Genomic DNA, 13,128 nt, shown 5'->3' with positions numbered 1-13,128 from the left:
TGAACGATTATTTTTCAGTTTTGCAGCAATCGTTGAAACATTTCCTACCGATGTTATAGATTTATACAATGAATATGCAGAAATGGCGGATAATAGATTGCTAGTCCCAGTCATCAACTTTGAAATTGAAATCCTCTTGCGCCATCGGATTGCAGTCGTTCCAGTAGTTGAAGAAGTTTTGCGCCTGGGGAGGCAGATCGCCTTGGGCTTCATAGAAAAAGCGCTCTGTCTGTTGGTTGTCTCTAGCCTCGTCACGAACCTTTATGTAATAGTCTCGCGCACTATCCCAGTCGTAATCATATTTCTCATAGAACAATGAGTCATACCACCCGTCGCCAGCCCAATACTCCCAGCTGTCACGACCTTGTGCGTCCGATAGGTTTAAGTCGCGCTCCACCTTGTCAATCCGTTTGCCTATCAGCTCGCAGACACCGTCGGAAATCACATCCTTCAGTTGCACGCGCTCCGTATTGAACCGCACCTCTATCCAGTCGTCATAGTCCTTCGAGTGAATCTCTGCCAAGGTGAATTTCCATATCTTCAGTGCCCACATCAGATGGCGCGTTTCGGCACAGAGGTCGCCGAGCATCAGCCCCTTTTGGGCTTTTCGCCCACAGGAGGATGCGCAGCGGATGGGATGAATCTCCCTGTTCACCAACTCTTTCAGCAGTCGGGCTTCCATCTGGGTCACAGTACCGTTGGGCATGCACTGGCACACCCTGTAAGGAACTTTCTTTCTCATCGCTTGCAGACTTTAAAACCCTATCTTCGCTTTCTGGCGGGGCACCTCGATGGGCAGGATGTCCTCGGGTGTTATCTTCAGCAGTTCGCGCTTGTCCTTAGGCTGGTGCTTCACACAGCGCGTGGCATGCTGTATGTAGATACGCTCCAACTGGTTGGCTACAAAGCGGGCGTTACCCCACGTCTCTGGATTGCGTACCTGATAAGCCTGCAGCAGCACCTGGCGGTATTTCTCCCAAGCCTTGGCGGTAAACTGATAGTCGTAGTCCTTCACGCGGCACTGGGTGATTTCCAACAGCTCGTCCACCGTAAAGTCGGCAAACTCAAACTTGTTAGGAAAGCGCGAGTATAAGCCTGGGTTGCTGTCCAGCAACTTCATCATCGGCTCCTTGTATCCACACAGCACCACGGCAATGTCGCGCTGTGTCTCGTCGGCCAGCACGTTCATCAGCAGTTGGATGACCAGCCTTCCCGGGTCGTTCTCGTTCTTACTGGCCAGCAGATACGCTTCGTCTATCATCAGTACGCCGCCTTGCGCCATCTTCAGCACCTGCTTCATCGACCGCTCCTCGTCGCCCCACAGTGTGCCGATGAAAGTACCGCGGTCGCACACCACCACATGTCCTTTCGACAGGGCACCCACCTTTCTCAGCAGCGAACCGAATATCTTGCAAACCGTCGTCTTTCCTGTTCCCGGGCGTCCCAGGAAGACGCTGTGCAGCGACACCTCATGTTGCTTGCTGTCAGGAAACAAGTCGCGCATCATCTTGTTGTAGCTGGTCAGTGCCACCAGCTCGTCCATGCGTCGCTTGATGTCGGCACACCCCACCAGCTTGTCCAGTTCCTCACGCGGATTGGCAATAGGGCGCAGAATGTCCACTTTGACATTCACATTCAAGTTCTGTTCAATCTCTCCATTGGGAAAAAACTCCTCTTCAGGGTCTTCTTCAACGTCCTCTTCAGGGTCCTCCTCATCTTCATCATCTTCCGCATCGGGTTTTTCATCGACCACCTCCATACCTTCTTTTAGGAATTGGTCCAGCAGTTTGCTAAATTCATCGTCGTCCTCGTCCTCAATGCGAACGCTACCCTTCGGAAAGTCGTCAAGGTTCAGTTCGTCGTTCTCCGATAATATGTCACTTGTCATTGGTGCTTGTCCCTCCATAATACCATAATTGGCATCCATAATACCATGTTTGGCATCCAAAATCCCATGATTGGCATCCAAGATCTTACTGATGTACGCTTTGCAGTCCAGGCAGTCATCCTCATTCACCTTAATCTTCCTGTATTTCAGTCGTCTGAAACCGTCAATCACCATGACGTCTGCGTCATCCCACAACCTCTGTAGCTTGTAGCTGTTCAGGATTTCCGCCTCTGTCAGCAGCACGCCATAGACCTTGATGGCCGAGTCGTACCCAAGCCGTGTTTCCTTGATAAGCTTTACCGCCTCAGCCAGTCTCCTTACCACGCTGACGCGAGGCTCATCCCCTTCGTTGTATGTAAACAAACCGAGCGATTCCGATTCCTCGTAAATCTGGTCGTCCCCGTTCCCGCAACAGTCAAGACAAACCACCACCACATTCGTCTCATTGCAATACAGGTAAACATCATATTCATTCAGAAAAGGGTCCAAGCCGTTAAGGTGCGTAGAATAGACGACATAGTTAGCCGCCATGGCATCCAAGTGTTTCCAGATCGTCGTCTTGGTCTGGTTCTTAAAATCATCAATCAACCTATTTGTGTTTTGCATAATCCACATCATTCATAGTCACACATCTATCAACAAAAAGAATACACCCCAACCAATCGGGGCGCAAGAGTCATCAGGCACAATGCCGAAGCACCTGCCTGTTAAGCATCATAGAGAAAACTTACGTGTTGTATTCTCTATCATAAAAGCCTTTTGTGTCAATAAGTCAAAGACCGCAACAGCGAGCAAAGAGAGAAAGTGTGCTTCCTAACTCTTTCGAACGCCTTGGTCTTTGAGGCAAGCCTCAAAGAACGCACATCATCATCACTGCAGGGACAAGCCCTCCAGACATCACAGACAGGTTATATCTGCAACGAAACCGCTCGCGCGCTGTTTTGATCAATGATGGTTTTGTTCTTCATTACTTGTCGTTTTTTATGATAGAATGATGAAATTCGTGGCGCAAAGATAGGTGTTTTTCGAATATCTTCCAAATAAAAAGATGGAAATGTTCGGTTTTTAACATTTCCACTTTAATTAATATCGTCTTTTGATTATTGGTGCAAATAAAGGTCTTATTAAGGGTTGTTGACGAAAAATTGGTGGGAAAATAAAAAAAACAAGAGAAAAATTTGCTTTTTACCTATTTAATATCTATATTTGCCCCCGATAAGTCTATTCCAGCCTTTGCTGGTTCACTTATCTTTCATAGGTTGAGGTTGGTAGCGTCCTGCACCAACCTCTTTTCAATGAAAAAAGCCAGGCTGGAGGACAGCCTGACTTTTTATCGTTAACGTGAATGTCACGTTACTGAATTTCCCATCCAATAGCAGAAGCACCCAATACGGCAGCTGAGGCCCCGTCAAGTCCACTGACCAGGAACATGGCCTTGTTGCGGAAGATGGGCAATACATGCTCGTTGTATGACTTCTTGATAGGCTCCATAATCAGGTCGCCTGCTTTAACCATGCCTCCGAAGAAGATGAAGGCTTCCGGTGATGAGAAAGCGGCAAAGTCTGCACAGGCCTCTCCCAGCATCTTGCCGGTGAATTCGCATATCTCCTTGGCCAGTTCGTCTCCCTTTCCTGCTGCGATGGATACATCCAACGAGGTGATATCCTCAGGGTTCATCTCGCGGAGCAGGGACGGACGGTCGGTCTTTGCCAATAGTTCACGTGCTGTGCGAGCAACGCCTGTGGCAGAACAATAGGCTTCCAGACATCCGGTGCGGCCACATCCGCATGAGCGGCCCTCGGTGCCACGTACCATGGTGACATGTCCCAGTTCGCCAGCAAAGCCGTCGTGTCCATAAAGCAACTGGCCATTGACAACAATACCAGAACCGACACCGGTGCCCAAAGTGATGACGATAAAGTTCTTCATGCCTCGAGCCACTCCGTAGACCATCTCACCGATGGCGGCAGCATTGGCGTCGTTGGTCAGTGCTACGGGGATGTTGTTCAGTTGCTTGCTGAACAAATCGGCCAATGGAACAATGGTGTCGTGAGCCCAAGGCAGATTGGGTGCCTTTTCTATCGTTCCTTTGTAATAATTTCCGTTGGGTGCTCCGATGCCCATCGCTTTGATTTTCTCGATACCACCAACCTGCTCGATGATAGGTTGTAAGGCCTCTACTGATGCTTTTACGTATTCCTCTGCTGAGTTAAAGCCGCCTGTCTTGATGGCTGTGGTGGCCTTGATCTCTCCTCTAGCATCCACAATACCGAATACAGAATTGGTTCCTCCTAAGTCTAAGCCAATCACATAAGGCTTGATTCCTTGTTGTTCGTTCATGTTCGTAATATGTTTTAGTTGTTAATATTCACGTTTCGTGTGCACAAAGGTACGAAAATATTCTGAAACGGCAAGAAGTTTCAGATAAATTTGCATTTTTGCTCACTTATTCGTACCTTTGACCTTTGGTCTTAATCCTCACGTTCGGAAAAATGCAAATAAATTTGCTTTTTCGCTCACTTATTCGTACCTTTGCACCCGATATGCCGTTTCCTATACATATAAATATAGTAGATTTGGTGCTTAAAGGTATGCTGATAGGCATGGTAGCTTCTGCACCGATGGGCCCAGTGGGTGTCCTTTGTGTACAACGTACGCTGAACAAGGGACGCTGGTATGGTATGGTGACTGGTGTGGGAGCGGCAGTCAGTGACATTATCTATGCTGGCATTACGGGTTTTGGCATGGCCTTTGTTATGGATTTCATCAATAATGAGCAGAACAAGTTCTATTTGCAGATTATCGGAAGCGTCTTGCTGTTGGCTTTTGGCATTTATACATGGCGCATGGATCCTACAAAGAATATGCACAGGTCCGGGCAGCAGCGTGGCTCCTTGTGGTACAACATGTGGACTGCTTTCCTGGTCACCTTCTCTAATCCGTTAATCGTATTTCTCTTTATGGGCCTTTTTGCCCAGTTCGCTTTTGTCATCCCCGACCGTCCCTTTGAGATGCTCATCGGTTTTGCCAGTATCGTAGGCGGTGCGCTGTTGTGGTGGTATGGATTGACTTGGCTGGTCAATAAGATACGTACGATTTTCAAGGAAGATGGTATTCGCATTATCAACCAGATTATCGGTGCTGTGGTCACGGTGTTCTCTGTTATCTACTTGTTTGGAACCGTTTTCAATCTGTTTACATTCTTTTAGTTATATCCTTATATGTTTATAGCACACGAATTAAGAAAAAGCAATATTGCCGAATACTTGTTGTATATGTGGCAGATAGAAGACACCATTCGTGCCTTCGGTTGCTCGCTGAGTCGTATTCGCAGAGAGTATATAGACCATTTTGACTATACTGACGAACAGAAGGACGAGGAGGCCGACTGGTTTGGCAACCTCATCAGGATGATGAACTCGGAAGGTTGTCGCGATCAGGGCCATCTGCAAATCAATAAAGTCACGCTGCAACAATTGGAAGAATTGCATGCCCAACTACTGGCATCGCCCAAGTTCCCCTTCTATAATGCAGAATACTACAAGGTGCTGCCCTACATTGTTGAATTGCGCAACCGTGGTGCCAATAAGGAAGAAAACGAGATAGAGACCTGTTTCAACTCCCTGTATGGTGTGATGATGCTGCGCTTGCAAAAGAAGGAAATTACACTGAATACGCAGCATGCCGTCAAGGAGATATCTACCTTTATTGGTATGTTGAATGACTATTATTTAAAAGATAAACAAGAACCCTTGGAGTTTGAATAATATGAATATTCTGATCACAGGCTGTAACGGCCAATTGGGAAACGAGATGCAACTGCTGGAGAAATCATATCCCCAGTATAAGTGGTTTAATACCGATGTGCAGGAGTTGGATATCACCAATCAACTGGCTGTTGAACAGTTCGTGGCCGAGAACCAGATTGACGGCATCGTCAACTGTGCGGCCTATACGGCTGTTGACAAAGCCGAAGACAGCAAGGAACTTTGTACCACGTTGAACACTGTGGCTCCCGCCTATCTAGCCGCAGCTGTTGAGAAACGCGGCGGTTGGATCGTTCAGATTAGCACTGACTACGTTTTTGATGGCACCAAGCACACTCCTTATGTGGAGACCGACACTCCCTGTCCTAATAGTGTCTATGGTTCTACCAAACTGGCAGGGGAAATAGGCGTGTCAAAGTTCTGTAAGAAGGCTATGATTATCCGTACAGCCTGGCTTTACAGTACCTTTGGCAATAATTTCGTGAAGACCATGATTCGTCTTGGACAGGAGAAACCTGAGTTGGGCGTTATCTTTGATCAGATAGGCACCCCGACGTATGCCCGAGATCTGGCCCGTGTTATTATGACGGCTATAGAGCAGGGAATACATCCTGGTATATACCATTTCAGCAACGAGGGTGTTATCTCATGGTATGATTTTACGAAGGCGATACATCGCTTGGCAGGTATCACCACCTGTCATGTGCGTCCGCTCCATACCAAGGAGTATCCCACACCGGCACACCGTCCTCATTATAGTGTGCTCGACAAGACCAAGGTGAAGCAAACTTACGGTATTGAGGTGCCTTATTGGGAAGAGAGTTTAAAAGATTGTATTGAGAAATTATGAATCAAGAAATAGAGAGAAGAAGAACATTTGCGATTATTTCGCACCCTGACGCCGGTAAAACAACGCTGACGGAGAAATTCCTGCTTTTCGGTGGTCAGATACAAGTTGCGGGCGCTGTCAAGAACAACAAGATCAAGAAGACTGCCACCTCTGACTGGATGGACATTGAGAAGCAGCGTGGAATCTCTGTGTCGACTTCTGTGATGGAGTTCGACTACACACCTGACGGTTCTGACGTAGAATATAAGGTAAACATCCTGGATACCCCGGGTCACCAGGACTTTGCCGAGGACACCTACCGCACGCTGACGGCTGTCGACTCTGCCATTATCGTCGTTGACGGTGCAAAAGGTGTGGAAACACAGACACGCAAGTTGATGTCGGTATGTCGTATGCGAAACACACCCGTTATCATCTTCATCAACAAGATGGATCGTGAGGGACGTGATCCTTTCGACCTGCTGGATGAACTTGAACAGGAACTGGAAATCAAGGTACGTCCTCTGTCGTGGCCAATCAATCAGGGGGCCAAGTTCAAGGGTGTCTATAATATTTATGAAAACAAACTCGACTTGTTTACCCCTGACAAGCAACGCGTGACGGAGAAAGTGGAAGTTGCCATTGATAGTGACGACCTGGATGCTCGTATCGGTGAACAGGATGCTGCCAAGTTGCGTGAAGATCTGGAACTAGTGGACGGCGTCTATCCAGAGTTTGAAGTAGAGACCTATCGTTCTGCTGATGTCGCTCCCGTTTTCTTCGGTTCAGCACTCAATAATTTCGGCGTACAGGAACTGCTCAACTGCTTTGTTGAGATAGCCCCCAGTCCTAAGCCGACAAAGGCAGAAGAACGTATGGTACAACCAGAGGAACCAAAGTTTACGGGTTTCATCTTCAAGATAACGGCTAATATCGACCCTAACCATCGTTCGTGCATCGCTTTCTGTAAGGTGTGTAGCGGTAAGTTCCAGCGTAATCAGCCCTACCTGCATGTTCGTCAAGGAAAAACGCTCCGTTTCTCCTCACCGACACAGTTTATGGCACAACGCAAGTCGACCATTGATGAGGCGTGGCCTGGTGATATTGTGGGATTGCCCGATAATGGCATCTTCAAGATTGGCGACACCCTGACTGAGGGCGAACAATTGCACTTCCGTGGTCTGCCTTCTTTCTCGCCAGAACTTTTTAAGTATATCGAGAACGATGACCCCATGAAGTCGAAACAACTCCAGAAAGGTATTGACCAGTTGATGGACGAAGGTGTCGCCCAGTTATTTGTCAACCAATTCAATGGCCGCAAGATTATCGGAACGGTCGGACAATTGCAGTTTGAAGTTATCCAGTACCGTTTGGAGAATGAGTACAATGCCAAGTGTCGTTGGGAGCCCGTTCATCTCTACAAGGCTTGTTGGATTGAGAGTGACGACCCTCAGGAACTTGATAACTTCAAGAAACGCAAATACCAGTATATGGCGAAAGACAAGGAAGGTCGTGACGTGTTCCTTGCCGACTCTGGCTACGTGCTTTCTATGGCCCAACAAGATTTTGAGAACATCAAGTTCCACTTTACGTCAGAATTTTAACTTTCAACTATGACAAGGGACGAAGATATCAAGAATGCTGTAGCGGTATTAAAAAGAGGAGGGGTGATTCTTTACCCCACAGATACGGTATGGGGCATCGGTTGTGATGCGACCAATGCAGAGGCTGTAAAACGTGTTTATGAAATCAAGCAGCGTGATGACTCGAAAGCGCTCATCTGTCTGGTAGACTCTGATGCACGTATGCAGCGTTATGTGCGACAGGTACCTGATGTCGCATGGCAGTTGATAGATAGCTTGAAAGACGGCGATGGTAAACCTACTACTCTGATCCTAGACGGCGCAGTCAACTTGGCTGCGAACCTGATAGCTGAAGACGGGAGTATCGGTATGCGCATCACGCAGGAACCTTTCTCCAAGGAGCTTTGTTACCGTTTTCAGAAGGCATTGGTCTCTACTTCGGCGAATATCAGTGGTGAGCCTGCTGCCCAGAACTATTGCGATATTGACCCTCGTCTCGTTGAGGCTGTCGACTATGTCTGTTGGTCGCGTCGTCAAGAACATAAACCGCATCAGCCTTCGAGCATTATCCGCCTTAAAGAGAATGGAGAGGTAACGATTATTCGAAAATAGTCAAACCTATTTGTATTTTTATGTCTGCGAATGGATAAAGCAATAAAAACAGAAAAAACTACCTGGTTGCAGCGACTGCATACATGGCGGGTGGAACATGTGAGTGACAGGACGTTCTTACTTGTTCTTGCTTTCTTTGTAGGCTTTTTCGCTGCTGTGGCTGCCTTTGTCCTTCATGGTCTTATTAACCAGATAGTTGCCTTGTTGACGGGACGTTTCCAGGCTGATTCCTACAACTGGTTATACCTGGTCTATCCCGTCATCGGTATTTATCTGACGTCGCTTTTTGTGCGTTATGTGGTGAAGGATAATATATCACACGGCATCACGCGTATTCTCTATGCCATCTCGTCCAATCGCTCACGATTGAAGTCGCATAACACGTGGTCGAGCGTTATTGCCTCCGCCATTACCATCGGTTTTGGTGGTTCGGTGGGTGCCGAGGCTCCTATTGTGCTGACAGGATCAGCTATTGGCTCTAATCTCGGGCAACTGTTCCGCATGGATAACAAGACGCTGATGACTCTGGTTGGCTGTGGTGCTGCAGGTGCTATTGCAGGCATCTTCAAGGCTCCTATTGCCGGCTTGGTGTTCACTCTCGAGGTGCTAATGATTGACCTAACGATGGCCTCGCTGCTTCCCATCTTGGTGTCTTGTGTTACGGCCACCTGCTTCACCTATATTTTTAGTGGCAATGCGGTGCTGTTCTCGTTTCATCTGGATTCAGACTGGACCGTCCAGCGTGTCCCTGCCAGCATTCTGTTAGGCATCAGCTGCGGACTTGTAAGCCTATATTTCATTCGTACCATGAATGCCTGCGAGGACATGTTTGCTCGTTTTAAGGACAAACCCTATGTCAAGTTATTCATTGGCGGTATCATTTTGAGCACCCTTATCTTCCTGTTCCCCTCACTCTATGGTGAAGGCTATCATGCCATCAACCTCCTTCTTAACGGAAGTACTGAGGCCGACTGGAATATGCTGTTGGACGGTTCACTATTTTATGGACATCCCGAATACCTGATTGCTTATATTGGACTGGTATTGCTGACGAAGGTGTTTGCAACATCTGCTACCAATGGTGGCGGAGGCTGTGGTGGTACGTTTGCTCCTTCTTTGTTTATCGGCTGCTTCACAGGCTTCCTCTTTGCCCGTTTGTGGAATATCCATCAGATAGGAGTCTATGTCCCAGAGAAAAACTTCGCCCTATTGGGAATGGCAGGAGTTATGTCGGGTGTCATGCATGCTCCTTTGACAGGTATTTTCCTTATTGCCGAGATTACCAGTGGCTACAATCTTTTCATGCCGCTGATGATTGTTTCAGTGTCAGCCTATCTCACCATCATTATTTTCGAGCCACATAGCATCTACGGCATGCGACTGGCGCGCCAGGGACGACTAGTCACCCATCATACCGACCATGCTGTGTTGACCTTGATGAGCCTTGACTCTGTCATCGACCGCGACTATCAGGCAGTGGATGCCGATATGGAGTTGGGGCAGATGGTACATAAGATTAGTCGTTCGCGCAACTCTGTGCTTCCTGTGACTGATGCAGCGGGAATACTATTGGGCGAAATCAATATCCTGAAAATTCGTCATGTCGTCTTTCGCACCGAACTATATAACCATTTCAAGGCTCATCAACTGATGGTAGAGCCTGCTGCTGTACTGAGCGACGGTACTCCGATGACGGAAGTTATGAAAACTTTCGAACGCACTCAGGCCGACTGGCTCCCTGTCCTTGATGCCAACCGTCACTTGAAGGGCTATATCTCCCGCAAACGCATGTATAACATGTATCGCAAAATGGTTCACGATCTTAGTCAGGATTAAAGGAGGCAGGTCATCGAAAAAGACACCGCTTTTATCATTTTCGGTAGTGAAAATATATTCTAATTTATTTTGCATTCCGCTCGATTTGCACTACCTTTGCATCAATAAACAAATAAGGTATGACAAAAGAAGACTTGAGGATAGTTTTTATGGGTACACCGGAGTTTGCTGTGGAAACATTGCAGGCTTTGATGGATAATGGATATAACGTGGTGGCGGTGGTGACACAACCAGACAAACCCGTAGGCCGTCATCAGACAGAGATGCAACCATCGGCAGTAAAGCAATATGCTGTGGCTCATGGGTTGCCGGTGTTGCAACCGGTAAAGATGAAGGACCCGGAGTTTGTGGATCAATTGCGCGCATACAGCGCTAACTTGCAGGTGGTGGTGGCTTTCAGAATGTTACCAGAGGTGATATGGGCAATGCCGGAATACGGAACTTTCAATGTGCATGCAGCCCTATTGCCTCAATATCGTGGTGCAGCACCTATCAACTGGGCTGTCATCAATGGAGAGACACAGACGGGTGTGACGACGTTCTTCCTTGATCACGACATCGACACAGGACGTATCATCATGAAGAAAACTTTCGATATTCCAGACGATGCGGATGTGGAATATGTCTATGACGGACTGATGCACCTGGGGGCTCAGATATGCTTGGAGACGCTTGACACAATTGTGGCTGCAGACGGACATCCCGCGAGTATTCCGCAGGAAGATGTCGCAGATTTAAAACCAGCCCCCAAGATTTTTAAGGAAACGTGTGAGGTGGATTGGTCGAAGACTGCTAAGCAGGTGTATGACTTCGTACGCGGACTGAGTCCTTACCCCGGCGCGTGGACAACACTGGTCTCCCCGGACGGAAAGGAAACTATACTGAAAATCTACATGACGCATAAGACAGGAAGGAAAGGGCAGGGGATCGGTGTGCTCAACTTAGACGGTAAGACACTCTGCATCTCAGCAGCTGACGAACAATTGGAAATCGTAGAACTGCAGTTGGCAGGTAAGAAACGCATGCAGACACATGACTTCCTGAATGGAATGAAAGACATCGAGCTCTGTCGCGTGAAATAATTTTTAATTTGATACAATAAAGGAATTTAATATTCGTTATAGAGATAAATGAATACAAAACATAACTGCCTATGCAACATTTTACTCAAGACGAATGTAAGCCTACCCCTTCGACCATCCTGTTTCTGAAACAGTTTGCTCGTATGTGTAATGAGAATAAAAAAATAAGAAATGGCTACAATAATATCTCCGTCGTTGCTCGCTGCTGATTTCCTGCATCTTGACAGTGAGCTGGAAATGATTAACCGTAGTGAGGCTGATTGGTTACACTTGGATGTGATGGACGGCGTGTTCGTTCCGAACATTTCGTTTGGCTTCCCTGTATTGGAAGCCGTTGCCAAGAAATGTCAGAAGCCGCTGGATGTCCATTATATGATAGTTCATCCCGAACAGTATATCAAGCAGACCGCCAAGTTGGGTGCCATGATGATGAATGTTCACGTAGAGGCTTGTACGCATTTGCACCGCACGGTGCAGGAAATTCATGCTGCTGGTATGAAGGCCGGTGTGACCCTAAATCCGTCAACACCAGTCTCAGTGCTTGAAGACATTATCTGCGATGTAGATATGGTGTTGCTTATGAGTGTCAACCCAGGTTTTGGTGGGCAGACCTTCATTGAGAACACCATCCAGAAAGTCAGTCGTTTGCGCAAGCTGATAGACGAAAGCGGATCAAAGGCATTGATAGAAATTGATGGAGGTGTACAAGAAAAAACCGCTCCTCGCTTAGTGAAAGCGGGTGCTGATGTTTTGGTTAGTGGCAGCTACGTTTTCAAGAGTGCGACTCCCGAGGAGACTATCCGTCAACTGCGTAGTCTTTAGATAGTCGCTATTATAATTCCCAATGTAGTTGGAGACCATTTTCACGTGCCATGCGACGCATGTTGATGAGTGCATAGCGCATGCGCCCAAGTGACGTGTTGATGCTTACCCCCGTCTGTTCAGCAATCTCCTTGAACGAGAGATTCTGATAGAAACGCAAGTGGACGACGGCACGTTGAGGCTCAGACAGCGATTCCATCATTTTCTTTAGGTCGATAGCTACTTGTGTGTTGACAAGTTCATTTTCACGGTTGATGTCCATGAGGTCGTTTGAACTCAGAACGCTTAGGTCGTTGTCCTTAGTGGGTTCGACGATGTGGGTCGACTTCTGGTGACGGTAGGTGTCGACGATGATGTTGTGTGCAATGCGCTTAACCCAAAACGAAAATTTTCCAGAATCCGTGTAACGGCCCTCCTGAAGTTTGGAGATAACTTTGACAAAGGTCTCCTGAAATATGTCATTTGCAATTTCTGGATCGTGGACAAGAAAAAGTATGTACGAGTAAATAGCCTTCTGATTGCGTGATAATAACTCATCAAAAGCCTCGTTGTCTCCTTTTACATAAAGCAATGCCAACTGCTCGTCGGTATAGCCAACATAATTCTTCATTTTTCAAATGTTTTTGTTTAATGAAGTAGAGCTTTTTCGATAGGCGTTTTCTATTATGGGTTATTAATAATTGTAACAATCGAGTGCAAAAGTAGGTAA

12 protein-coding genes are annotated in these 13,128 nt (G+C 47.2%); 8 read left to right on the top strand and 4 right to left on the bottom strand.

Annotated elements, in window-relative coordinates; all coding sequences use genetic code 11:
- Nucleotides 1–100: 100 nt before the first annotated feature.
- The 3 genes from BLU47_RS08600 to BLU47_RS08590 all read right to left on the bottom strand — a co-directional run bounded on the left by BLU47_RS08600 (nt 101) and on the right by BLU47_RS08590 (nt 4,228).
- A complete protein-coding gene (locus BLU47_RS08600) occupies nt 101–742 on the bottom strand; it encodes a hypothetical protein (protein ID WP_143025514.1) in 642 nt (213 codons plus the stop codon).
- 12 nt (nt 743–754) lie between these two features.
- The gene (locus BLU47_RS08595) at nt 755–2,494 is read right to left on the bottom strand and encodes an AAA family ATPase (protein ID WP_143025513.1); all 1,740 of its coding nucleotides are present in this window, start codon (nt 2,492–2,494) and stop codon (nt 755–757) included.
- Between the two features lie 747 nt (nt 2,495–3,241).
- Nucleotides 3,242–4,228 carry an ROK family protein gene (locus BLU47_RS08590; protein WP_091961238.1) on the bottom strand — a complete coding sequence of 329 codons (987 nt, stop codon included), beginning with the start codon at nt 4,226–4,228 and terminating at the stop codon, nt 3,242–3,244.
- A 203-nt stretch (nt 4,229–4,431) separates the two neighbouring features.
- Here BLU47_RS08590 and BLU47_RS08585 point away from each other — a divergent pair, with 203 nt between their 5' ends.
- The 8 genes from BLU47_RS08585 (at nt 4,432) to rpe (ending at nt 12,419) form a co-directional block, all read left to right on the top strand.
- Nucleotides 4,432–5,097, top strand: a complete 666-nt coding sequence (locus BLU47_RS08585; protein WP_091961236.1) for a LysE family translocator — start codon at nt 4,432–4,434, stop codon at nt 5,095–5,097.
- A 12-nt stretch (nt 5,098–5,109) separates the two neighbouring features.
- The gene (locus BLU47_RS08580; RefSeq protein WP_091961234.1) at nt 5,110–5,655 is read left to right on the top strand and encodes a DUF4924 family protein; all 546 of its coding nucleotides are present in this window, start codon (nt 5,110–5,112) and stop codon (nt 5,653–5,655) included.
- Between the two features lies 1 nt (nt 5,656).
- Nucleotides 5,657–6,505 carry a dTDP-4-dehydrorhamnose reductase gene (gene rfbD, locus BLU47_RS08575; protein ID WP_091961231.1) on the top strand — a complete coding sequence of 283 codons (849 nt, stop codon included), beginning with the start codon at nt 5,657–5,659 and terminating at the stop codon, nt 6,503–6,505.
- Nucleotides 6,502–8,088, top strand: coding sequence for a peptide chain release factor 3 (locus BLU47_RS08570; protein WP_091961229.1), 1,587 nt, complete (start codon nt 6,502–6,504; stop codon nt 8,086–8,088). The genes rfbD and BLU47_RS08570 overlap by 4 nt, the downstream gene beginning before the upstream one ends.
- A 9-nt stretch (nt 8,089–8,097) precedes the next feature.
- Nucleotides 8,098–8,679: an L-threonylcarbamoyladenylate synthase gene (locus tag BLU47_RS08565; RefSeq protein WP_091961227.1), complete on the top strand. Its 582-nt coding sequence runs from the start codon at nt 8,098–8,100 to the stop codon at nt 8,677–8,679.
- A gap of 30 nt (nt 8,680–8,709) precedes the next feature.
- Nucleotides 8,710–10,515 carry a chloride channel protein gene (locus BLU47_RS08560; protein ID WP_091961224.1) on the top strand — a complete coding sequence of 602 codons (1,806 nt, stop codon included), beginning with the start codon at nt 8,710–8,712 and terminating at the stop codon, nt 10,513–10,515.
- Between the two features lie 119 nt (nt 10,516–10,634).
- A complete protein-coding gene (gene fmt, locus BLU47_RS08555; protein WP_091961221.1) occupies nt 10,635–11,597 on the top strand; it encodes a methionyl-tRNA formyltransferase in 963 nt (320 codons plus the stop codon).
- 171 nt (nt 11,598–11,768) lie between these two features.
- Nucleotides 11,769–12,419: a ribulose-phosphate 3-epimerase gene (rpe, locus tag BLU47_RS08550; RefSeq protein ID WP_091961219.1), complete on the top strand. Its 651-nt coding sequence runs from the start codon at nt 11,769–11,771 to the stop codon at nt 12,417–12,419.
- A gap of 10 nt (nt 12,420–12,429) precedes the next feature.
- Here rpe and BLU47_RS08545 read toward each other — a convergent pair whose 3' ends face one another.
- Entirely contained in the window at nt 12,430–13,029 is a 600-nt protein-coding gene (locus BLU47_RS08545; protein ID WP_091961217.1) for a sigma-70 family RNA polymerase sigma factor, read from the bottom strand.
- Nucleotides 13,030–13,128 lie beyond the last annotated feature (99 nt).

Source organism: Prevotella sp. tc2-28, from assembly GCF_900107705.1.
Taxonomy (GTDB): domain Bacteria; phylum Bacteroidota; class Bacteroidia; order Bacteroidales; family Bacteroidaceae; genus Prevotella.
Note: the sequence above shows the minus strand (reverse complement) of the source record. Positions and strands in the feature narration are given on the sequence as shown.